General features: G+C 41.3%; 21 protein-coding genes. 18 read left to right on the top strand and 3 right to left on the bottom strand.

Annotation, left to right across the window (positions count from 1 at the left end):
* The first annotated feature begins 143 nt into the window (after window positions 1-143).
* The 9 genes from T530_RS0107385 (at window position 144) to T530_RS13885 (ending at window position 9,704) form a co-directional block, all read left to right on the top strand.
* Window positions 144-1,160 carry a PLP-dependent cysteine synthase family protein gene (locus T530_RS0107385; RefSeq protein ID WP_027728454.1) on the top strand — a complete coding sequence of 339 codons (1,017 nt, stop codon included), beginning with the start codon at window positions 144-146 and terminating at the stop codon, window positions 1,158-1,160.
* 122 nt (window positions 1,161-1,282) lie between these two features.
* Entirely contained in the window at window positions 1,283-2,752 is a 1,470-nt protein-coding gene (locus tag T530_RS0107390) for a nitrogenase component 1 (protein WP_027728455.1), read from the top strand.
* Window positions 2,753-2,844: 92 nt separating this feature from the next.
* Window positions 2,845-4,164 carry a nitrogenase component 1 gene (locus tag T530_RS0107395; protein ID WP_027728456.1) on the top strand — a complete coding sequence of 440 codons (1,320 nt, stop codon included), beginning with the start codon at window positions 2,845-2,847 and terminating at the stop codon, window positions 4,162-4,164.
* Between the two features lie 116 nt (window positions 4,165-4,280).
* Window positions 4,281-5,201 carry a LysR family transcriptional regulator gene (locus tag T530_RS0107400; RefSeq protein WP_027728457.1) on the top strand — a complete coding sequence of 307 codons (921 nt, stop codon included), beginning with the start codon at window positions 4,281-4,283 and terminating at the stop codon, window positions 5,199-5,201.
* A gap of 121 nt (window positions 5,202-5,322) precedes the next feature.
* The gene (locus tag T530_RS0107405) at window positions 5,323-6,126 is read left to right on the top strand and encodes a transporter substrate-binding domain-containing protein (RefSeq protein ID WP_027728458.1); all 804 of its coding nucleotides are present in this window, start codon (window positions 5,323-5,325) and stop codon (window positions 6,124-6,126) included.
* Between the two features lie 13 nt (window positions 6,127-6,139).
* A complete protein-coding gene (locus T530_RS0107410; protein ID WP_027728459.1) occupies window positions 6,140-6,823 on the top strand; it encodes an amino acid ABC transporter permease in 684 nt (227 codons plus the stop codon).
* A 12-nt stretch (window positions 6,824-6,835) separates the two neighbouring features.
* Window positions 6,836-7,546: an amino acid ABC transporter permease gene (locus T530_RS0107415; protein ID WP_027728460.1), complete on the top strand. Its 711-nt coding sequence runs from the start codon at window positions 6,836-6,838 to the stop codon at window positions 7,544-7,546.
* Window positions 7,543-8,307 (top strand): amino acid ABC transporter ATP-binding protein, encoded by a 765-nt coding sequence (locus T530_RS0107420; RefSeq protein ID WP_009103663.1) that lies wholly within the window; start codon window positions 7,543-7,545, stop codon window positions 8,305-8,307. The genes T530_RS0107415 and T530_RS0107420 overlap by 4 nt, the downstream gene beginning before the upstream one ends.
* A gap of 23 nt (window positions 8,308-8,330) precedes the next feature.
* Window positions 8,331-9,704, top strand: a complete 1,374-nt coding sequence (locus T530_RS13885; protein WP_051537893.1) for an MATE family efflux transporter — start codon at window positions 8,331-8,333, stop codon at window positions 9,702-9,704.
* 43 nt (window positions 9,705-9,747) lie between these two features.
* Here T530_RS13885 and T530_RS0107430 read toward each other — a convergent pair whose 3' ends face one another.
* Window positions 9,748-10,209 carry a MarR family winged helix-turn-helix transcriptional regulator gene (locus tag T530_RS0107430; protein WP_027728461.1) on the bottom strand — a complete coding sequence of 154 codons (462 nt, stop codon included), beginning with the start codon at window positions 10,207-10,209 and terminating at the stop codon, window positions 9,748-9,750.
* 132 nt (window positions 10,210-10,341) lie between these two features.
* Here T530_RS0107430 and T530_RS0107435 point away from each other — a divergent pair, with 132 nt between their 5' ends.
* From T530_RS0107435 to T530_RS0107445, 3 genes are read left to right on the top strand one after another with little or no spacing between them, the layout of a single operon-like run.
* Window positions 10,342-11,271 carry an efflux RND transporter periplasmic adaptor subunit gene (locus T530_RS0107435; RefSeq protein WP_027728462.1) on the top strand — a complete coding sequence of 310 codons (930 nt, stop codon included), beginning with the start codon at window positions 10,342-10,344 and terminating at the stop codon, window positions 11,269-11,271.
* Window positions 11,271-14,438, top strand: a complete 3,168-nt coding sequence (locus T530_RS0107440; protein ID WP_027728463.1) for an efflux RND transporter permease subunit — start codon at window positions 11,271-11,273, stop codon at window positions 14,436-14,438. Before T530_RS0107435 ends, T530_RS0107440 begins: the two co-directional genes overlap by 1 nt.
* Window positions 14,431-14,709, top strand: coding sequence for a PG0541 family transporter-associated protein (locus T530_RS0107445; RefSeq protein ID WP_009103640.1), 279 nt, complete (start codon window positions 14,431-14,433; stop codon window positions 14,707-14,709). Before T530_RS0107440 ends, T530_RS0107445 begins: the two co-directional genes overlap by 8 nt.
* 40 nt (window positions 14,710-14,749) lie before the next feature.
* Here T530_RS0107445 and T530_RS0107450 read toward each other — a convergent pair whose 3' ends face one another.
* Together T530_RS0107450 and T530_RS0107455 are read right to left on the bottom strand one after the other, a co-directional pair.
* Entirely contained in the window at window positions 14,750-15,142 is a 393-nt protein-coding gene (locus T530_RS0107450; RefSeq protein ID WP_027728464.1) for a pyridoxamine 5'-phosphate oxidase family protein, read from the bottom strand.
* A gap of 65 nt (window positions 15,143-15,207) precedes the next feature.
* Entirely contained in the window at window positions 15,208-15,843 is a 636-nt protein-coding gene (locus T530_RS0107455; RefSeq protein WP_027728465.1) for a TIGR04100 family radical SAM protein, read from the bottom strand.
* Between the two features lie 208 nt (window positions 15,844-16,051).
* Between T530_RS0107455 and T530_RS0107460 the strand changes: the two genes are divergently transcribed.
* The 6 genes from T530_RS0107460 to T530_RS14770 all read left to right on the top strand — a co-directional run bounded on the left by T530_RS0107460 (window position 16,052) and on the right by T530_RS14770 (window position 23,798).
* On the top strand, window positions 16,052-16,885 hold the full coding sequence (locus tag T530_RS0107460) for a cysteine ABC transporter substrate-binding protein (RefSeq protein WP_027728466.1): 834 nt from the start codon (window positions 16,052-16,054) through the stop codon (window positions 16,883-16,885).
* A gap of 41 nt (window positions 16,886-16,926) precedes the next feature.
* On the top strand, window positions 16,927-17,580 hold the full coding sequence (locus T530_RS0107465; protein WP_027728467.1) for an amino acid ABC transporter permease: 654 nt from the start codon (window positions 16,927-16,929) through the stop codon (window positions 17,578-17,580).
* 6 nt (window positions 17,581-17,586) lie between these two features.
* Window positions 17,587-18,285: an amino acid ABC transporter permease gene (locus T530_RS0107470; RefSeq protein ID WP_027728468.1), complete on the top strand. Its 699-nt coding sequence runs from the start codon at window positions 17,587-17,589 to the stop codon at window positions 18,283-18,285.
* A gap of 90 nt (window positions 18,286-18,375) precedes the next feature.
* Complete coding sequence (locus T530_RS0107475) at window positions 18,376-19,140, top strand: amino acid ABC transporter ATP-binding protein (RefSeq protein WP_027728469.1); 765 nt, start codon at window positions 18,376-18,378, stop codon at window positions 19,138-19,140.
* 191 nt (window positions 19,141-19,331) lie between these two features.
* The gene (locus tag T530_RS0107480) at window positions 19,332-20,717 is read left to right on the top strand and encodes a diguanylate cyclase domain-containing protein (RefSeq protein ID WP_027728470.1); all 1,386 of its coding nucleotides are present in this window, start codon (window positions 19,332-19,334) and stop codon (window positions 20,715-20,717) included.
* Complete coding sequence (locus tag T530_RS14770) at window positions 20,718-23,798, top strand: hybrid sensor histidine kinase/response regulator (protein WP_051537894.1); 3,081 nt, start codon at window positions 20,718-20,720, stop codon at window positions 23,796-23,798.
* Window positions 23,799-23,801: the final 3 nt, after the last annotated feature.

Consider the following 23,801-nt stretch of genomic DNA (forward strand, 5'->3'; position numbering starts at 1 on the left):
TATAGGTAAACTCACTCACCCTCCCCCAAAAAAAGCAAAATTTTATTTTTATTACCTATTGACTAAGTAGGTTAATATCATTACATTACTCTTACCTATTAGTTTAGTAGGTAATAAAAACTTGTAGCAGGGAGAAGGTCTTTATGGGAAAGATTTATAACTCGATAACGGAACTTGTTGGACATACACCTCTGGTGGAATTTCATCGATTGGAAAAGGCACTTGGATTAAAGGGTCGCATTGCGGGAAAGCTTGAATACTTTAATCCGGCGGGCTCTCATAAGGACAGACCGGCTCTTGAAATTATTGAAGAAGCTGAAAAGCGCGGAGAAATCAGCCCGGACAAAACTACTCTTGTTGAATTTACTTCGGGAAACATGGGAATTGGTATTGCGGCTGTTGCAGCGGCTAAGGGCTACAAGTTTAAGGTTGGCATTCAGGAAGGTGTTTCTGTCGAACGCAAAAAGCTTCTGGAAGCATACGGTGCTGAGCTTGTAAATCCTCCTAAAGAACTGATTGCAGGCGTATTTGAAAAAGGCATTGAAGCATTCAACGACGTTTACCAGTGGATGCTGGACTCTACTCCAAACAGCTGGACTACCCGCCAGCTTTCTAATCCAGATAACCCTGGTGCCCACTACCGCCACACTGGTCCTGAAATCTGGGAAGACACAGACGGTAAGGTTGATATTTTTGTAGGTGGTGTTGGAACTGGTGGTTCTACTCACGGTGTTGGAAAATACCTTAAGGAACAGAACAAGAACGTAAAGGTTGTAATTGCACAGCCAGACAAAGCAGACGTTGAGCATCCTGTAGTTCAGGGTGTAGAAGACGGCGGTTTCCACGGAATTCATGCGGTTCACGACGAAAATGGCTTGAATCCAATGGCTCCTACAAACTTCAACGACAAAGTTGTTGATGAATACGAAACTATCACTTATGCAGAAACTTTGCGCGCAATCCACCTTCTGGCACATTACGAAGGAATCTTTGTTGGCGCTTCGAGCGGTGCGGCGCTTGCAATTGCAATCAGACAGGCTCTTAAAGATGAAAACAAGGGCAAGCTGATTGTTCCGCTTTTGCCGGACAACGGTGAGCGATATCTGAGCGAAGATTTGCAGCGTGTACGTGAGGACGTTGAAAAGAAAGCATCGTTCTAAGCAGGGTCTTAGGGGGTGCAACCCCTAGGCGAAGGGGTGGTGAGCAACAAAGTGCGAACCAGGGGAAGGCCTTCCCCTCCCCCCCCCCTAGAACCTACCACCTAAAATTATAGGAGCAAAAAATGGCAATTAATACAAACTCTTCCAACGTGGCAACACGTGAAAACAGAATTGGATCAATTACCGGTTACATCGGTGATTTGAAGGATCTTGCAGAAAAATCTGAATGCGGAACTCTTAAGGGATGTTCACGCTGCTTCAGCCAGTCAAGTTCTTGTCTTTCGTCTTGTGCCCTTGGTCAGCTTTCGGCCATCCGCGACATTGCTTTGATTCATCACGGTCCAGCAGGTTGTTCTGTAGCAGCTGCCGGAACTTACTACCTTGATAAAGTAATGGCTAAAAAACGTGGAGTTACCACAAGCACTGTTTATGTTGGAACTGACATGAACGAGCAGGACACAATTTTTGGTTCTACAAATAAACTTCGTGAAATCATTCTTGAAGTAAACCGCCGCTACAAGCCTAAAGCAATTTTTGTTTCTTCTTCTTGTGCAACCGGAATTATTGGTGAAGACATTGACAGTGTTGTAGATGATGTAAAGGCAGAAATTGATGTTCCTGTTGTAGCTGTTCACTGCGAAGGCTTTAAATCACGAATCTGGGCTACAGGTTTTGATATTGCTGACCATGCAGTTTTGAGTTCTATTGTTCAGCCTCCAAAACAGAAGCGCAATACAATTAACTTTAAAAACTTCTACGAAAGCGCTCGTCCTGAAATCATCGAGATTTTCAAGAACTTCGATCTTGAGCCAATTTTCCTTTACTGTAACTCTACTATTGAAGAACTTTCTCACCTTTCTGAATCTCTTGCTACAACATGTATCTGTGGTACTTTGGGTAACTACCTTGGAAACGGTCTGGAAGAAAAATACGGCGTTCCTTATGTGCGCTCAATCAACCAGTGCGGTATTGTTGGTTTTGAAACATGGCTGCGTGAAATTGGCCGTGTAACTGGTCGTTCTGAAAAGGTTGAAAAATACATTGAAGAGCAGCGTGCCATTTATATTCCTCAGATTGAAGAAATCAAAAAGGAACTTAAAGGTTTGCGTGCTGTAATTGGTATGGGACCTGGCTACACATTTGAAGTAAGCCGCGTTCTTAATGAGCTTGGAATTGAAGTTGTGTGGGCACTGGCATGGCACTACGACAAGAAATACGAAAACGGCGATGTACCTCCTAGCATGAAGTATCTGCTGGAGAATAACATTAACTTTGAAGCAAGCGTTTCTGACCAGCAGAACTACGAAGTTATGAATATTCTTCACAAATACAAGCCGGATTTGTATCTGTCGCGCCATCCGGGTTCCACTGTATGGGCAATCAAAAACGGTACTTCGGCTGTTTACGTTGCCGACGAATACATGATTTTTGGTTACAAGCATACACTGGAATTTGCAAAAACAATTCTGGATTCAATCCGCAACCGAAGTTTTGAACAGAACCTTGCAAGCCGCGTAAAGCTTCCATACACCGACTGGTGGTATGAACAGAACGTTGACCAGTTCTTTGAAAATGAAAAGGCAGGTAAGTAAAGCTAAAAAATTGCTGCATCGCAATTTTTTTTAACGCTTTGCTATGGAACACCGCCCGCTCTGACCGGCGGGCTTACACAGGAGTAAAGAAAATGGCAAAATTACTAGATAAACAGCGATATAAATGTGCACTTGCTTCTATGCAGACTGTGCAGGCTATAACACGGGCAATTCCGGTTCTTCATTCAGGACCAGGATGTGCTCAGAAGCTTTCGGATGGAACAGGAAGCTCAGGATATTTTTCTCCAAACATCTTCCCTTGTACAAGTATCAACGAAAAGGATGTAGTATTTGGAGGCGTAAAAAAACTTAAGAGCACCATTGATAATGCACTTAAGGTAATTGATGCAGATTTGTACGTAGTTCTTACAGGCTGTATTCCAGAAATCGTAGGTGATGATTCGGCAGAAGTTGTAAGCCAGTTTGAAGATGCTTCAAAGCCTGTAATTTTTGCAAGTACAGCAGGCTTTAAGGGAAACAATTATAAGGGCCACGAGCAGGTTGTTGATGCAATCATCGAGCAGTATCTTCCAAAGGTAGAAGGTGTAAACGGAAAAAATACAGAAAAAATTCCTGGTCTTGTAAACATCTGGGCAGATGTTCCTTATCAGGATTTGTTCTGGCTTGGAAATCTTCGTGAACTGGAAAACCTTGTACGCGAGCTTGGACTTACTCCAAACACAATCTTTGGCTACGACCGCGGAATTAAGAATATTGATCTTGTTCCAAAAGCAAGCCTTAACCTTCTTGTTTCACCATGGGTTGGTTTGAAAAATGTTCAGAAACTTGAAAAGAAATTCGGAACTCCTTATCTTCACTACCCTGTTCTGCCAATTGGAGCTACAGAAACAAGCAAGTTCCTTCGTGCAGTGGGAGAAGCAGCAAAGGTTCCATCAGAAAAAGTTGAAGCTGTTATTACAGAACAGGAAAAATATTTCTATTATCTGATTGAACGTTATGCTGACCTCTTCCTTGAGAACCGCGTTATTAACAAGCAGTTCTCTGTTGTAGCAGATGCACAGTATGCTCTTGCAGCAACAAAGTTCCTTGTAAATGACCTTGGACTTTTTCCTGCAAAACAGTTTGTAACAGATGACACTCCAAAAGAGTATCAGGCTGCAATTGCAGAGGAATTCAAAAAGCTCAACTACGGAATTGAGGCTGAAGTTGCATTCACAACAGACAGCTATCTGATTCACGAAGAAATCAAAAAGCACGATTACCACGGATATCCTCTGGTTCTCGGAAGCTACTTCGACAAGGAAATCACCGGCGAACTCAAGGGAAACTTTCTGAACATCGCCTGGCCTTTCCAGGATCGCGTCGTAATGGATACTTCTTACGTGGGCTACCGCGGCGGCATCAAGCTGATAGAAGATATTTACTCTGTAGCAGTTCAGCGCTTTAACTAGGGCGTTCCCTGCCGCTTCGCGGCAGGTCGGGCTTTGCGCACTTCCGCTATCGCTTCATACCGCAAGCGGTACTGCTTCGCAGGTGCTCCAATCCCTAACGCTTTCTCATAATTATTATGACAATTCAGCAGATTCGCTATTGTTTGGGAGTCGCAGACTGCGGCTCCTTTAACAAGGCATCCGAAAAACTTTTTATTTCTCAGCCCTCCCTTACAAGCAGCGTTCACGACCTGGAAGCAGAACTTGGTTTTGCAATTTTCAGACGAACCTCGCGGGGAACAAGCCTGACCGAAAAAGGAGGCGAATTTCTTTCGGATGCCAAAGCTCTTTTTCAGAACTATGAAAGCCTTGTAAAAAAATACACAAGCGCTGTAAAGAAAAGCTTTTCAGTATCTGCCCTTTATTACGAATTTGCCCGGATTGCCTTTATAGAAGTAGTAAATAAATTCACCCGCAGTCAGTACGATTTTTCCTTCCGCGAAATGCGGGCTCTGAGCGTAATAGACGACGTTGCCACAGGCAAAAGCGACATAGGAATCCTTTACCTGAGCGACAAAAACCGGGAAGAAATTGCAAGGGCTTTGGCACAAAACAACCTGACTTTTACTCACCTTACAGAATGCAGTGCTTTTGTTTACATCCACAAAAATCATCCTCTTTCCAGGAATGAATGGATTTCTCTGGAAGACCTGCTTCCCTATCACTTTGTTACCTTTGACACCGACGATGTAAAATCCTTTTTCTCAGATGATATAATCAAAAACTATAACCTGGACCAGCCCATTACCGTTGCCGACCGCGCCACAGAATTAAACCTCTTAAAAAACTTAAACGGCTTCACCTTCCTTTCAGGCGTTCTTTCCGACGAAACCCGCAACGAAGAAACCGAAGATTTTGTAACCATTCCCCTCAAAAACCCGAATGATGCCCTTTCCCACAGCTTCAGCCTTGGCTACATAACAAAAAAAGACGTTAAAATGGATAAAACTGCCCTTCACTACATTTCGGTAATTAAAAAGATTTTGAATTTGAAATAGTAAAAAAGACCTATAGCTTTTTCCTATAACTCTTATAAAAAAATTATATTAGGCAAAGTTCTATAAAAAATATATACCTACTATATCACTAGGTTTCATTAAACCAGTACGGAGGTATCATATGAAAAAATCAATCACAAAAATTATTATTGCAACACTTATTGCAGCGACAATGACTTCTTCGGTATTTGCAGCAAAGGAAAAAAAGCCTAAAGCAAAGAAAATTCTGGTTGCAGTTGGTAACGCATACAAGCCTTACTGCTACATTGATGAAAAAGGAAAACTTGCAGGCTACGAGTATGAAGTTTTGAGCGCAATTGATGAGCTTTTGCCTCAGTATGAATTCGAATATGAACCAACTCAGTTCACCAGCCTTTTTTCCGGTCTTTCTCAGAAAAAGTACGATGCTATTGCCCAGCAGATTGAGTATAACCCTGACCGCTATGAACGCTACGAGTTTACAAAAGAAACTTACACAACTTTTATTACCTACATCACTGTTTTGAAAGAAACTCAGGGAATTAATTCTCTTGAAGATCTGAGCGGTAAAACTGCCTATATTTCAAACGGAGACAATTCTCTCTGGTATCTTGAAGATTTCAACAAAAAACATCCTGGAAAAGAAATCAAAATTGAAACAGGAAACCTTTCTACAGACGAAAGAATGGCTGGTCTTAAGAGTCACCGCTGGGATTTTACAGTTTCTACAAAACGTGATGTTGAATCAAGAAACAAGGAATATGGCGATATCCTTAAAATCACAGGTAAACCGGTTCAGACTTCAAGCACTTACTTCCTTTTCCAGAAGGGAAATACAGAACTTCGTGATGCCTTTGACGGTGCAATCCGCGAACTTAAAAAATCAGGCAAGCTTCGTGAGATTTCAATCGCTGTAATTGGCGGCGATTACACAGAATCGGAGTAGAGAGAGGGGAAGCATGGTTGACTACTTTAAGTGGAGCAGAGTCTGGTCTGCCTTCGTTCAGATAATTCCCTGCCTTTGGATAAGTCTTCTTGTAGTTTTCTGGGCAACACTTACGGGAATTATACTTGGATTTTTGCAGAGTCAAATCCGCATAAAAAGAACACCTGTTTTGTATCACCTCACAACAGTGTTCATTTCTTTTATGAGGGGCACTCCGCTTATAGTTCAGCTCATGCTTGCATATTATTTTGTTCCAAAATTTTTAGATATTTTTGGAATAAATGCGAACCGCTGGAATAAACTGATTTTTGCCTACATAGCCTATGGCTTAAATCAGACAGCCTTCGTCGGAGAGATGTTTAGAAGTTCTATAGAAGCCATTCCGCCCGGCCAGTTTGAAGCCGCAAAGAGTCTAGGCTTTAAGGAACTCCAGACTTACCGCTACGTTGTTCTTCCACAGATGACAAGAATCGTGCTTCCAGCCTTTGGAAACGATTTTGTGGGACTCTTTCAGGGAACGTCGCTTGTTTACCTCTTAGGCATCCTTGATGTTTTGGGAAGAGCGAAATCTGTAGGAACAAGCAGCGGTCATTTTCTGGAACCATATCTTGTGGCACTTTTGATTTACGTTGTCATAAGTTTGAGTTTGAATTTTCTTTTCAAACGGATAGAAAATCGCCTTGAAAAATGGCACTAAGCGGAGCAAGAAATGGATATTGATTTTAAGGCATTTTCAGACTCTTTTAAAAACGGAATTATTTATATTCCAAATACAATAAAGCTTATTCTAATTCCGCTTGTTATTGGATTTTTAGTAGGCACCTTCCTGGCATATCTGCGCTACAAAAAAGTAAAAATTGCAAGTCAGGCTATCACAGCCTTTGTAACTTTTTACAGGGGCGTGCCGGTTATAATTGCCATGCTCATTTACAATCTGATTTTTCTTTTGTTTTATTCAAGCTGGCAGGCTTTTTTTCACTGGAAGAGAAATCTGCAGGATATAAACCTTTTATGGATTGCTATTTTTGCCCTCACACTTTCAGAAATCTGCGGTATGGAAGAAATTATGAGAACAGCCTTTCTGGGAATTGAAAAAGGACAGTGGGAAGCCGGAAAAAGCATTGGAATGAAGGAGCATCAGATAGTTCTGCATGTAATTATTCCTCAGCTGATTCCTATTGCCCTGCCAAACCTTACAAACCTGACTCTGGGACTTATAAAAAACTCTTCGGTTGTAATTTCTATTGGAGTTGTGGACATTATGGTAGGCTGTACAAAGCCTGCAGACATTACTTATTCATATTTTGAAGCATATCTTGCCGCCGCAATGATTTACTGGGGCATAAACATAATCGTGGAATTTTCGCTTAGAAAATACGAGCATTACAGTAAAAAATTCAGAAAAGGAGCTTTTGTATGAGCGAACCATTATTAAAAATCACAGATATCAGAAAAAGTTTTGATAAAAAAGAAATCCTTAAAGGGGTAAGTCTTGAAGTAAAAAAAGGAGAAGTTACCGTAATTCTTGGCCCAAGCGGATCCGGAAAAACTACCCTTCTCCGTACAATAAATTTTCTGGAAAAAGCTGATTCCGGCACAGTCCAGGTTGCGGGAATAAAAGTTGACAGTGCAAAACCTTCCAAAAAGGATGTACTTAATCTTACTAAAAAGACGGCCTTTGTCTTCCAGAATTATAATCTTTTTTCAAATATGACCGTGCTGGAAAACGTTATGGCGGGACTTACAATTGCCCGCAATGTAAATAAAAAAGAAGCCGAAAAAATTGCCCGAGAAGCCCTTGAATGGGTAAATCTTTCTGACCGGTCTGATTATTATCCGTGTAAACTTTCGGGTGGACAGCAGCAGAGAGCTGGAATTGCACGTGCTGTTGCATTAAATCCAGAAGTGATTTTATTTGATGAGCCGACCAGCGCGCTGGACCCGGAACTTGTAGGAGAAATCCTTCAGCTGATTAAAAAGGTTGCCCAGAAAAACATTACGATGATTGTCGTAACCCACGAAATGAGCTTTGCCGAAGAAGTTGCCGACAAGGTTATTTTTATGGACGGCGGCGTTATAGTGGAAGAAGGCAGCCCAAGGGAGATTTTTTATCATCCAAAAGAAGAACGCACTAAAAAGTTTTTGCACCGCATTCTTCCAATCGGCGAATACAATATTTAGCCGCATAAGGCAGGAAAAGCTTTATGGATATGACAAGCGGAAGAATTGCTCCGGTCTTTGTAAAATTTTCACTACCTCTTCTGCTTGGAAACCTCTTTCAGTTTTTCTACAGCACTACAGACATCCTGATTGTAGGAAACTACTGCGACACACCTTCCCTTGCCGCAATCGGAGCCAGCGCAAACATTATTTTTACGCTTACAGGCTTTTTTAACGGACTTGCAAACGGAGCAGGAGTTCTTGTAGCCCACCTTTACGGAGCAAAAGAAGGATGCAAAATCAGAAAAACAATCCATACAATTTTGCCGTTTTCTCTTGGACTGGGAATCATACTTTCTGCTGCCGGATTTTTTATTGCCCCCTTAATGCTTAAGATGATTTCCGTTCCGCAGGATGTTTTTCCAAAGGCCGACGCATACCTCCGTATTTTTTTTGCTGGCCTTACCTTTATCTTTTTTTACGGAATCTGTACGGGCATACTCCGTTCTCTTGGCGATTCAAAACGTCCGCTTTACATACTTTCGATTTCCGTCGTATTGAACATAATTCTGGACTTTATATTTATCTTAAAATTTAAGGCAGGACTTGAAGGAGCTGCCTGGGCAACAATCATTTCTGAATTAATAGCTGCAATTTTTGCCTTTATTATTCTAGTCAAACGAATAAAAAACGAAGCAATTTTTTCTGCCATATCAAATCAAATATACAGTGTGGGATTTGTAGTCCGCTCAGTTTTAAAACTTGGCCTTCCAAGTGCAATTTCAAACAGCATATTAAATTTTTCCAACACTTTCATGCAGCGCTACATAAATGTCTTCGGTTCAGACTGTATGGCAGGCTGGGCAGTTTATACAAGATTCGACCAGCTGACAATTCTGCCAATGGTAAGCATCTGTATGGCAGCCACAACCTTTACAGCCCAAAATTACGGAGCGGGAAAAATCGACAGGGTAAAAAAAGGAATAAAAATCTCCCTTTTACTAGGTCTTTTTGTCATTTTCTTGATTTCTCTCCTGCTCATAATTTTTGCCCAGCCCCTAATTTCCCTCTTTAATTCTACCCCCGGGGTTGTAGGTTACGGCAGCCTTTTTATGAGATGCTCTGCTTCTTTTTATGTCTTCTGTTTTTGTGCAATGCTTTTTGGACAAATTTCGCAAGGACTGGGGTATACAGTTCTTCCTACAAGCTTCACCTTCCTTGGCTTTGTTGCCCTTCGTCAGACTTATTTATTTGTAATCACGCATATAACTTCTTCTGCCCTTTTAGTAGCTCTGGCCTACCCATTTTCCTGGCCTTTCACAATGGCACTCCAGATTTTATATCTACGAAAAAAAATGAGCTTCCTGAAAATGCTACTCCCGGGCGGCCTTCATTTCTTTTTTGTTTTTGTAATATAACACAGGATATTAGAAAAGCCACAGGAAAAATCTCTGTTACAGACTACTCTTTCAGACCTTCATAAACCTTCTTCAGATAAAAAAGCAGAGAAGCCTTTTCTTCCGCGCTAAGATTTTTAGAAAGCCTTTTTTCGTGCTCAAGGCGATGACATTCTGTCTTTCTAACAATTTCTTTGCCTGCCTCTGTGAGTTCAACAATTTTTGTCATTCGCCTGTTCACAGAAAGCTCTGAAACTATTATTCCTTTTGCTTCAAGCCTTTTTAATATTCCATTTATTGTAGGATGAGAAACTGCAAGGGCATCTTCCAGCTCTTTTTGTGTTGTTTTCCCTTCTTCCTTTGTATTTATAAAGCCCAGAACCTTAAGCTGAGAAAGAGTCAAATCCTCATTCCGGAGAGTTTCATTGGCTTTTTTTTCAAGCGCATCGTTAACAATTTTCAGCATATAACCAATATCTCCGCTAAATTCAGGATTTATTTCGTCGTTATAAAAATTTTCTTCCATTTTTTTGAAATTTCCCTCTTTTTTAAATGTAACATGCTACACTTAACTTGATTTTATAAGTAAATATCTATATATTTACCGACAGTGTAGCATACTACACTGAAAAGATAAATCACATTTGCGAGGATCTTTATGAAATTTACTAAAAAACACGGCATAATGACTTTGGGAGCTTTTGCAGTTCTTTTTATTTTTGCCTGCCTTCCAAAAAGAAAAATGCAACTGCCGCCTGCAGAAGAAACTGTTTATACTGTAAAAACTCAGAAAATCACACGTTCAGACCTTCAGGAATATCTCCGCTTAAACGGAACTGTAAAGGCAGAAAATACCATTTCTGTTTATCCTGATATGGCAGGAAAGCTGACACGCGTTCCTGTGACACTGGGCTCTTACGTTAAAAAAGGCCAGCTGATTGCGGAAGTTGACCCTTCATCTCCAGGTACTTACTACACTTCCAGCCCGGTTTATGCACCCATTGAAGGCTACATAACTTCTCTTCCCCTTACAACCGGAACTACAGTTTCAACCTCCAGCGAAATTGCAACAATAGGAAACATTAAAAGCCTGCAGATTGAGTGTAAAATCCCGGAAAGCAAAATTGCAGTTTTGCAGAACGGACTTACGGCTGAAGTAACTCTTGAAGCCTACAAAAAGGAAAGCTTTCCGGCTCATATTTTCAGAATCTCTCCTGTTGTAGATGAAACAAGCCGTTCCAAGCAGGTTTACTTTATTTTTGATACCGATGACAGCCGCATAAATGCCGGAATGTATGTAAAAATCCGATTGAATACAGTTCTGCACGAAAATGTAATCACAATTCCTACAGACTGCATTCAGACTCAGAACAATCAGAAATTCGTCTATGTTTACGACGCAGATTCCAAAACTGTAAGCTGCCGTAACATCACGACAGGAGCCACCGTTGACGGACTTGCAGAAGTAACAGAAGGCCTGAACGACGACGAAATAATCATCACAAGCGGAATGCAGGTGCTTTCTGACGGTGTAAAAGTTCGCGAAATCGGAAGTCAGGAAAGAGAAAATGCAGAAGGAGGTCAGTAATGAGTCTTTCAAAAAAAGTTCTTCAACACCCGGTTTTAACAATCTGTACCTTTGCCCTTATTGCGATTGTCGCTCTTTTTACCCTTGGCAATATTCAGGTTGACCTTATGCCTGATATGGATATGCCCGTTGCCATGGTTATGACAACCTATAAAAACGCAGGGCCTGAATCCGTTGAAAAATCAGTCACCGAAATTCTCGAAAACGGCCTTACAAGCGTAAGTAATCTTGATGAAATCACCTCAACTTCAAGCGAAGGCCAGTCCCTGATTACCCTGCAGTTTAATTACGGAACCGACATAGATCAGGCAGTAAACGATATCCGCGACAAGCTTGATCAGGTAAAAGGCTCCCTGCCGGACGACTGTAACACTCCTCAGATTTTCAAATTCAGTTCCGACGCCATGCCGGTTATGACCCTTTCTTTGACCGGAAACCGCTCTGCCGACGACCTTAGAAAAATAGCCGATGACACGGTTTCTGACATGCTGGAGCAGACAGCAGGAATCAGCCAGGCAAGTGTAAGCGGCGGCCGCGAAAGAATTGTACGGGTTGAACTCAGCCAGAACCGCCTTGATGCCTATGAACTTACTCTTTCAGGAATTGCCACAACTCTTGCAAGCCAGAATATTGAGCTTGGCGGCGGTTCAGTTTCGGAAGGAACAAGAAAATACATGGTTCGTACCACAGGAGAGTTTGAATCTCTTGATGAAATAAACAATACCGTCGTTGGTACAAAAAACGGCTACGACGTAAAACTTTCTGATGTGGGCACAGCCTTTATGGGTTATGAGGATGCAACGAGCGAAGTTTACATTAACGGAAAACCCGGCGTTTATATCAGCCTTAAAAAACAGAGTGGCAGCAACACAGTAAACGTTGCAAATGCCGTTTACAAAAAGATTGCAGAAATTGAAAAAGTGCTGCCGGAAGGAGTTTCCCTTGTAACAATTTCTGACCAGTCTACAAGTGTCCGCGACACCCTCCACTCCCTCATCAAGTCAATTTTTGAAGGTTTTATCCTTACGGTTTTAATTCTCTTCGTCTTTTTGAGAAGCGGAAAATCAACAATCATCATGGCAATTTCCATCCCATTCAGTATCGTAATCACGGTTCTTGCAATGGTATTTACCGGAATTACCCTCAATATGATTACAATGACAGGTTTAATTCTGGGAATTGGTATGGTTGTTGACGCCTCGGTCGTTGTACTTGAAAATATTTATGTTTACCGCCAGAGGGGAACCAGCGCAAAAGTTTCTGCCGCAATCGGAAGTCAGGAGGTTATGAGCTCTGTAATTTCCGGAAACCTGACTACAATCTGTGTATTTATCCCTTTCTTCGTTTACAAAAGCCAGCTTGATATGATGGGAGAGCTTTTTACAAGCCTTATGATTGTAATTATCATAGCCCTTTTATCATCTCTTTTTGTAGCAATGTTCTTAGTTCCAGTCCTTGCAGGCGTTTTCCTTAAAGTTGATAACAGAAAGGAACGCCCAATCAAAAATCCTCATCTGAAAAAAGCTGATAAAATGGCGGCCGGCGCTATTGAATGGGTAACATTACAGTACAAAAAAGGCCTTCACTACGTTTTACGCCACCGTTTTGTTACGATTCTTCTTGCCTTTACAATTCTTGCTTCATCAATCCTGCTATTTAAGCAGCTGAGAATCGCCTTTATGTCTAATTTTAATGATACTTCGGTTGGACTTAATGTTGAACTTCCGCTTGGAACAAAGCTTTCTGAAACAGAAAACATTCTTGACCAGTTTTATGAAATCATCAAAAACGAAATCCAGGGTTACGAAACAATAGTTGTTTCTGCAGGAACTTCTGGAGGCATGATTTCTTCTGATACTTCTTACAAAGGGTCAATTTCAATTTATCTTCCAGACGCTTCAAAGCAGATTGATACTGCCGAAAGTGTAAAGGCAAAACTCCGCCGTCATTTTGATGACTTCCCGACCGCAACCTTCACCTTCGACCAGGGACGAATGCAGCAGATGAGTGGAAGCGACATCGACATTGTATTCCACGGTTCAAATCTGGATAAGATTCTGGAAAGCGCAAAGGAACTTTCTTCACTTATGACAAAGAAAATCCCAGAGATTGCCGAGCCTGAAATTGACCTTGAAGACGGACTTCCTCAGGTTGAAATCAAAATTGACCGTGACCGCGCTTCAAATTTTGGTATTTCTGTAAGCACAATTGCAAACGAAATCAACTATTCAATAAACGGCTACACCGCCACTACCTACCGGGCCGACGGTGACGAATATGACCTTGTTATTCTTCTTGAAGACCATGACCGGACAGACATTCCAGATCTTGAAAAAATCTATGTTTCCGGAAGTAACGGCCGCTATGCCCTGTCAAACTTTGCAGAAGTAGTCCGCGGAACAGGTCCTGTTTCAATCAGCCGAGAAAACAAAGTACGTACAGTTCACCTTACAGCCAGTGTTACAGGAAATGCCAGTGCCGGCGATGTAGAAAATCAGATTAAGCAGATTGTAAAAAACGACATGATAATCCCGGACGGAATCTCTATCACTTACGAGGGAGCCTGGGCAAGTACAATGGATATGATGAAAATCTTCCTGTTAATAATCATTCTTGCCGTAATTCTTGTTTTTGGCGTAATGGCAGGAACCTACGAAAGCTTTAAAGAGCCTTTCATCAACCTCTTTACCCTGCCATTTTTGATTGTAGGAGCCATTCTGATTCATCTTCTTTTGGGAAGCGCCTTCAGCATGGTAAGTATGATTGGCGTTGTTATGCTGATTGGAATTGTCGTAAATAACGGAATTATCCTTGTTGACCAGACAAACCTTCTTGTACGGCGCGGAAAACCTCTTCTGCAAGCCTGTGAGGAAGCTGGCGCAAGCCGTTTCCGTCCGGTTATGATGACAACTCTTTCTACCCTGCTGGGTATGGTTCCAATGGCCTTCTTTGGAGATGCAAACTCAAGTATGACCCAGCCGATTGGACTTTGTGTAATCGGAGGATTAACTTCCAGCACAATCGTAACACTTTTTATTATTCCTGTAATTTATTCCCTTTTTAATCAGAAGGCAGATAAGAAAAAGAAATTTGTGATTGATGATGAATTACAGAAAAGACTGACAGCCTTAAGTCAGCCATCAGAAAATGGAGGCAAAAATGATTAGAGCCGAAATTTTTACAAACCAGTCCATGCAGGAAGTCCTGATAAATAATCTTGAAGCCGCAATTCCGGATTTTTTCTACACTATTGTGCCCCTTGTTCACGGCCGTGGCGGCGATTCCTACAAGCTTGGAACTTCAACCTGGCCGGAAACAAACTCCATCATCATTGCTTACTGCGATGATGATAAGGAAAAGCAGATCCGTACAGTAGTAGATTACATCAAGGAAAAGTTCCCTCAGGAAGGAATCAGGCTTTTTGTCCTGCATGATTAGCTTTTGCTTTAAGGGTGCCGGGCGCACCCTTAAATTGTATTTAGAATTTTACAACCTTAGGAGCCGCTGTAAAACTGTAGAAAGTTGCAGTGGCATTCTTGAAGTACAAAACTTCAGTGTTTTCATCGTCAGCTGAATACATTTTTTTCAGGTCAGGATAGTGCTCAAGCATGTCAACTTTCGGTTCGCGGCGGTCGTCACGAACAAGTTCGCCTTCAACGCGGATCCATTCAGGACCTTTTGAAGCACAGACTTCAACGCGGGCATTTTTCTGAATCTGCTTTGACACGTTCTTAGACTTTCCAGTCTGAATGTAAAGCTTTCCTTCGAAAATATTTACAGTTCCAAACGGACGAACACGAGGCTGTCCGTTATCATCAGTTGCGAGAAAATAAGTTCCGCAAGACTTTAAAAATTCATATACTTCGTTCATAGAAAGCATTATAGCACAGTATTTCTGGACCGGCAATTCCCTATTTACAAGATAGGTTGAGCCGTTTATGCAGTCTTATTCTGATCATTCTGTCCGCTGAATTCCCTGATTCTGTATTTTACGCCAAGTTCGTCACAGATTTTCTGGCAGGCAGCCTCATCTTCATGAGTGATTGTTGTAGAAACAGTTGTCATTGTTACAGAAGGCACATGCTCTTTTGCAAGGCGGGTGAATTCAAGCAAAGCCGGGAAGGCCTTTTCCTTAAAGCGTGGGCGGACAGTTTCAAGATAATTTTCAGGATTGCTGGTATTCAAACTGATGGAAATTGCATCAATCAGCCCCTCAAAAAAAGGCGTAATATCCTTGGAATGAATAAGGTTTCCCATTCCGTTGGTATTAAGGCGCAGACGCACGCTGCTGTTCGCCTTAATATAACGGGCAGTCTTCAAAAGTACATCCAGGGCTTCGGTCGGCTCTCCGTATCCGCAGAAAATAACTTCCTTGTATTTTTTATAATCAGCAGTTTCAAGCGCTGCCCTAACCTCTTCAAAAGAGGGCTCGTGTTCCAGCCATAAAGGATTACTTCCATAAACCCCATCACCTTCGTTGCGGATACAGAAAGTACAGGCACAAGGACAGCGGTTAGTCAAATTAAGATAGAGGCCATCTTTTACGGCATAGGCAATTGTCATCTGCTTCATAGTTTTTCCTTTTTTTATTTCTGCGGCTATCATAGTCAAGATGAACAATTGTGTCAATTTTAAAAAATATTTTTATAAAACCTATTGACTTAGTAGGTAATTACCTGTATAACTAAATCATAAAGTTTACCTACTGTTTTAGTAGGTATCTTAAAAACAAAAAAAACACAGGCGGCTCTGACTGGTCGCCTTACAAAGGAGATGCCCTATGAAAAAATTCGGAAAAATTATTTTAGCTGCAGCCCTTGCTCTTGCAGCACTTTCACCACTTTCTGCAAAAGGAAAAACTGGACGTACAGTTGCAGAAATCAAAAAAAGCAAGGTAATTAAGATTGCTGTATTCAGCGACAAAAAGCCTTTCGGATATGTTGATGAAAACGGCGAATATCAGGGATACGATGTTTACTTTGGAAACCGCATCGCAAAAGACCTTGGAGTAAAAGTAAAGTATGTGCCGGTAGAAGCTGCTGCCCGCGTAGAAGTTCTTACAACTGGCAAGGTTGACCTTGTTCTTGCTAACTTCACAGTAACACCTGAACGTGCAGAAAAAGTTGACTTCGCCCTTCCATACATGAAAGTTGCTTTGGGAATCGTTTCTCCAAAATCAGCTCTGGTAACAGATCCAGCTCAGCTCAACGGAAAAACTTTGATTATTGCAAAGGGAACAACAGCAGAAAGCTACTTCTCTAAAAACTATCCGAAAATCAATCTTTTGAAGTTTGACCAGTATTCAGAAGCTTACAATGCTCTTCTTGACGGACGCGGAGACGGTCTTTCTACAGACAACACAGAAGTTCTTGCCTGGGCTATTGAAAATCCTAAGTTTGCTGTGGGTGCAGGCGCTGACTCAATCGGAAGCCTTGATTCAATTGCAGGTGCCGTTCAGAAAGGCAACAAGGATCTGCTCGACTGGCTCAACAACGAAATCGTAGAACTTGGTAAAGAAAACTTCTTCCATGCTGATTACGAAGCAACCCTTCGCTCTGTTTACGGTGCAGATTCTGATGCTGACAGTCTTGTAGTAGAAGGCGGAAAATTGTAGGATAAACAAGCTCCGAAAAACTTCGGGGCATAAAAAAGTTTATGGACATCAATTTTATAAAAGAAGTCATTCCGATGTACGTTGAGGCAACCTTCCTCACCCTTCGGATTGGCTTAATCGGAATAATACTTTCTTTTGTAACAGGGATTTTTTGTGCAATCGTGCGCTACTGGAAAATCCCTGTTTTAAATGTAATCGTAAGAGTCTACACAGAACTTTCACGAAACACACCACTTTTGATTCAGCTTTTCTTTTTGTATTTTGCCCTTCCCCGCCTTGGGATTAAACTTTCAAGCCAGGCCTGCGGAATTATAGGACTCACCTTTTTGGGGGGCTCTTACATGGCAGAAACTTTCCGAAGTGCCCTTGAAACTGTAGGCCGAGCCCAGCTGGAAAGCGGAATGTGCATAGGCCTGGATAAGCTGCAGATTGTTCGCTACGTGGTTTTGCCTCAGGCAGTGGCTGTTTCAGTTCCGGGCGTCGTTGCAAACATCATCTTTTTGCTTAAGGAAACTTCGGTTTTCAGTGCTGTTGCCCTTGCAGACCTTATGTACGTTGCAAAAGATTTAATCGGACTTTATTACAAAACAGAAGAATCGCTTTTACTTTTAGTTATTGCATATTTTATCATTCTGCTTCCGGTTTCTATAATATCACGCGTTATAGAAAAGAAGCTGAATTTTTACCGAGGTTAGCCCGCTATGGAAAATCAGGATTTTTTTACAGCACTTTCCACCGCCTTCAGCGTTCTTTTTAAGGGAAAAAACTTTCCCCGACTTATGGGCGGACTCTGGGTTACAATCTGGATTGCAGCAGTATCGGTTCTTCTTTCCATTCTGCTGGGCTTTGTTTTCGGAATCATTTTGACCCGCAAAAACCGCATCATCAAAGCCATTTGCAATATTTACCTTGAATTTATGCGCATCATGCCTCAAATGGTACTGCTTTTCCTTGCCTATTTTGGCATTACCCACGCCTTTGGCCTTTCAATTTCTGGAGAAGCCGCAAGTATCATCGTTTTTACCCTCTGGGGCACTGCCGAAATGGGAGATTTAGTCCGCGGCTCCCTTGAATCAATTCCACGTCACCAATACGAAAGCGGCCGGGCCATCGGTCTTACAGAAAAACAGATTTTCTTCTATATAATTATCCCGCAGACAATCAAGCGACTGGTTCCCCTTTCCATGAACCTGATTACCCGCATGATTAAAACAACATCTCTTGTTGTCTTTGTAGGCGTAATTGAAGTTGTAAAAATCGGACAGCAGATTATTGAGGCAAACCGCCTTACAATCCCTACCGCTTCGATTGCAGTTTACGGCGTGATTTTTATGATGTATTTTATTGTCTGCTGGCCGCTGTCTTTGATGGCTGACAGATTGGAGAAAAAAGAAAGGTAAAGCTAAAAAATTGCTGCATCGCAATTTTTTTTAACGCTTTGCTATAAAACACCGCGAGCTCTGACCGGCTCGCTTACACAGGAGACCTTCATGTCACTTTTGAAAATAAATAATCTTGAAAAATCATATAAGGAAGCGGGCGGAATCTTAAAAGGCGTTTCGCTCAAGGTTGAAAAAGGCGAAGTCGTTGTGATTTTAGGACCTTCCGGCTGCGGAAAGTCTACCCTGCTCCGCTGCATAAACGGCCTTGAATCAATTCAGGGGGGCGAAATCCTCCTGGACGACGAAGTAATTTCAAACCGCACAAAGGACATGCACCTTATCCGCCAGAAGGTCGGAATGGTTTTCCAGAGCTATGATTTGTTTCCGAATATGACAGTTTTGAAGAATATTCTTCTTGGCCCGATAAAGGCACAGAAGCGCGATAAGGCGGAAGTTACAGAGCAGGCGGAAAAGCTTTTGGCGCGTGTAGGCCTCCTTGAAAAAAAGGACTATTATCCACGTCAGCTTTCGGGCGGTCAGAAGCAGCGGGTTGCCATTGTACGTGCCCTCTGCATGAATCCCGAAGTTCTTTTGTTTGATGAAGTAACCGCCGCCCTTGACCCGGAAATGGTTCGCGAGGTTCTGGACGTAATGATGGATCTTGCAAAAGAAGGCCGCACAATGCTGATTGTAACTCACCAGCTGGAATTTGCCCGCGCAGTTGCTGATAGAATCGTATTCATCGACGAAGGCGTAATCGTAGAAGAAGCAAAACCCGAAGATTTCTTTACAGCGCCAAAAACCGAGCGCGCTAAAAAGTTCCTTGAAGCCTTCAAGTTTGAAAAACGCGTTACCTATGCTGAGGGGATTTAATTACAGCAGAAAGCAAGAGAAGACTTTTCAATATTTTTTTCCATATACCCAATTACCTACCTTGACAATAGTCTGCTTATATTTTAATTTGAAACGGTATAACTTTTTGTTTTCAAAAGGCCATACATTAGAAAAAAAGTTAAATTATAAGTATAAAAAAGTTCCCCGATATAAAAAAGGAGTTGAGTAATATGAAAAAAAGTTTTTTTTCATTGGGAGCTGTTGCAGTCGGACTGGCTTTTATTCTTTCCACTGTCTTTTCTTTTTTTCTGATGGAGCATCCTGACGAAAAAGACAGAGAGTTCAGTCTTATGCTGGCCGGAAGAGTAAATGATGTAGTAACGGATGAGATTCTCCGTCCACTTCTGGTTTCCCGCACAATGTCCAATGACAATCTTCTTGTCGAATGGCTGCAACATGAGGAAGAACATCCCCTTGGGGAAAATGTCCTTGCCATGCAGAACTATCTTTCCAGATTAAAAGAGGAATTCGGCTATACATCAGCCTTTCTTATTTCTGAAAAAAGTCACTGCTACTACACCTACCGGGGCTTTAATAAAATCATCAACCCCCTGAATGACCCCCACGATAAATGGTATCCAACTTTCATTAAAAAAAATATTGCTTTTGAATTAAACGCTGACACAGATCAGGTAAACGGAAATCACTGGACAATTTTCATAAACTGCAGGATTACTTCGCCAGACGGTACTCTCCTTGGTGTATGCGGCGTTGGTGTTGTAATGGATCACCTTCGTCAGATTATGGAAGAATATGAAAAGCAGTACGGTGTAAAAATCAACCTTGTAGATTCAAATGGACTTGTTCAGATGGCGGTTGATTATTCTGACATCCAGAGAATGTATCTGAATAACATCGAACTTGATGAAGCAGATGACGATTACTCTGTACGTCAGAGTATGAGAAAATACCGCATTTCAAAATATCTTAAAGAATTAGGCTGGTATCTGGTCGTACAGACGGGAGGACACGTATCTAATTCAAAATTTATTCCGCTGATTATCCTTAATATTATTACAGCCGTAATTCTTATCGTCCTCTTTTATCTCGTTATCTACTTAAAGGAAAAAAATGGTGCCGGAAAGAATTCCGATCCTAACCCTCTTGATGAAGTAACAGGACTTCCAAACCGTCTGTATTTTACCGAAGCATACGGAGAAAACGGTATTTTCAATACAACCCGCTATAAATGCTTCATTGTATTTGATATTGACCATTTTGCAGCAGAACAGAAAAAACGACCTGGTCTTCCACTCATAAAATTGACGGCAGACATAGCTAAACACTACTTTGATATGAACGGACTTCTTTTAAGATGGAGAAGCGATACCTTTGTTGTTCTTTCTGAACAGGAAATCGGAGCTTCCATGGACTTGTGCAGAGACTTCTGCAGGCATGTTCTTGAAGAATTAGAAATAACGATTTCTGCAGGTGTGGCTCCAATTGTCCTTACTGATTCTATAAAGAAAAACTATTACGCTGCAATGCAGGGCTGTTATGCAGCCAAATTTGCAGGCGGAAACAAGGCAGTATTACATCAGGGAGAGACTTTATAAATGCGCCGACACTTTTCCTTTCGTGTAAAAAAATCCCTCCTTTCCCAGCTGGCAATCCGTACTATATCTTTTTCCCTCGTATTTTTTATCCCACTTGCCTTTCTTACAATGCATTTTCAAAAAAATGCCATTAAACAAAGCATAAAGCAGACTGCATTTCTGGTTGCAGAAGGAAAAGCTGCTGAAATCAACCCTATACTAACTCAGGTTGAACATTCCGTAAGTGTTCTTGAAGAAAGACTTCTTTCAACTCTGGACGAAAACCGCTTTGCAACAGATCAAAGCTACCGGGAAGATTACATCCAACGTGCAGAAGACTGGTTTGAAGATATTGCCCGTTTTACACCTGGTGCAGCGACATCATGGTTCAGACTTGAGAAAGAAAGATACGGCAACACTGCGGGTGTCTTTATGACTGGTGACCGTTACGGTGGCTTTGTAAGCGTAAAGCCGACAGACCTTTCCGAATATTCAGAAAATGACAGGGAACACGTGGGCTGGTACTACGAACCTCTTGTAGCCGGAGAACCTGTCTGGATGCTGCCTTATGAAAACCGCAATGTAGATATCAAAATGATTACCTACGTTATTCCTTTTTATAGAAACGGAATCTTTCTTGGGGTTGTAGGCATGGATATTGAGCTTGCCTATCTGAAGCGACTTGTAGATAACATAAAAATTTCTAATACCCTAGCCTTTCTTATGGATTCTAACTATAACCTTATCTACCATCCAGATTATCCAAACGGTTTACCGTCAGTTATGTATGACCATGAATTCAGCCAGATTGCAGCCTATGCAAGTACAGATAATAATCAGGCAAAAATTTATAAATGCCACTGGCAGGGAGTAACCCAGCACATTATTTTTAAGAAACTGCAAAATGGCTCGATATTGGGTATTTCAATCGAAGATATTGTTGCAAGAAAAGCAAGATTCAGAATCTCTATGCTGAGTTTTTCACTTTTCCTTACTATATTCGTTCTTTTTTATTTTCTTGTTTTTTTCATTTCAAGAAAAATTATCAGTCCAATATCTGAACTGATTGAAGATTCAAGAAGGCTTTCGCGCGGAGAACTTGGAATCATCATTAAATACAAGGCTGACAATGAAATCGGACTTCTTGCCGATAGCATCCGTATGATGGAAAAACAGCTTAAGGAATACATCGAATACATCCGAAAGCAGACCGAAAGTGAACGAAACGCAAAGGAAACCGCCATTAACGCATCCAGAGCAAAAAGTGACTTCCTTGCAAATATGAGCCACGAAATCCGAACTCCTATTAATGCGGTTCTTGGAATGAATGAGCTTATTCTGCGTGAAACTGAAAACGACAATATCCGGGGATATGCAGTAAACATCCGTAATGCCGGAAATACTCTTCTTTCCCTCATAAACGATGTTCTTGACTTTTCTAAAATTGAAGCGGGAAAAATGGAAATTATTCCTGTCCGCTATGACCTTGCACTCCTTCTTGTAGACCTTCGCGTTATGATTAGTGAAAGGGCTGAACAGAAGGATCTGACCTTTGAATTAAAGGCAAATCCTGCCATGCCGAAATTCCTCTACGGCGACAACATGAGGCTTAAACAGTGTATCTTAAACCTTTTAACCAACGCAGTAAAATATACCCAGAAAGGAGGAATCACCTTCTCGGTTGATTTTACCTTCATTAAAGATGATGAAAGCTCAATAATGCTTCAGGTCAGCGTAAAAGATACAGGAATCGGAATCAAACCTGAGGATGTTCAGAAGCTTTTTGCACCTTTTGAAAGAATTGAAGAAAAACGCAACAGAACTATTGAAGGTACAGGGCTTGGAATGAGCATCGTTAAACGTACCCTGGACATGATGGGAAGCAGGCTTTCCATTGAAAGCGAATACGGAAAAGGCTCAACCTTCTCTTTTGAAGTACGTCAGAAAATTGCAGAAAATATTCCACTTGGAAATCTTAATGAGGCCCACAAAAAAAGTATTGCTGAGGCAAGCCACTATAAAGAAAAACTTTATGCTCCAAAGGCAAAAATTCTTTTTGTAGACGACACACCGTTGAATCTCCAGGTTGTTCAGGGGCTTTTAAAACACACAGGAATTACGCTGGACACGGCAGAAAGCGGTGCAAAAACCCTTGAAAAGGTTCAGCAGACTAAATATGACATTCTCTTTATCGACCACCGTATGCCTGTTATGGATGGAATCGAAACCCTTCATGCAATCAATGAACTCCCGGGCAATAAAAGCCTTGGAAAACCTTGCATTGCCCTTACTGCAAATGTGATTTCAGGAGCAAGGGAACTCTACATTAAAGAAGGCTTTACAGATTATCTTTCAAAGCCTGTTGTTCCAGCTGAGCTTGAAAATATGATTAGAGCATATCTTCCGCCGGAATATATTGAAGAAGTACCAGATTCTGTAAATGAAAGCCTTTCAAAAAAAGAAAATGACAGCAGTCAGAAGAATACCGACAGCGAAAAAGATATTTTTCCAAAAATGAAAGGTATAAATATTGAATCTGCGCTTCAAAACTGCGGTTCAGCCCAACTTCTTAAGGAAATGTTTACAACCTTTTACAGCGAAATCGATGCAAAGAAAGACTTGCTTTGTGAATTCTTAAAAAATTCTGATTTTGAGAATTACAGAATAAAGGTTCATGCACTTAAAAGCGAAAGCCGTTTGATTGGCGCAATCGAACTTTCAGAAGAAGCACGTATGCTTGAAACTGCAGCAGACGCAAAAAAAGAGGAAGAAATTTTGGAAAAGAATCCAGCCTTAATGGAGCACCTTTTGTCTTTCAAGGAAATTCTTAAAGATTTCGCACCAAATAACAAAACTTCTGATGCAAAAAGAAAACGCATTTCATCAAAAATGCTGGACACAGAACTTGAGCAACTGGAAAAAGCTGCAAAAAACTTTAATCCTGAACTTGCAGATTCAGTTGTGGAAAAACTTTCAGGCTATAAACTCCCGGAGGATTTTTCACAAATATTTGAAAATATAAGTCTTTATGCCCGACAAATGGACTATATAAATCTATCAAAAATAATATCAGAATATCGTATGGACAAAAAAAAGGAGTAGAAA

The sequence above is a fragment of the Treponema sp. C6A8 genome, assembly GCF_000619925.1.
Taxonomy (GTDB): Bacteria; Spirochaetota; Spirochaetia; order Treponematales; family Treponemataceae; genus Treponema_D.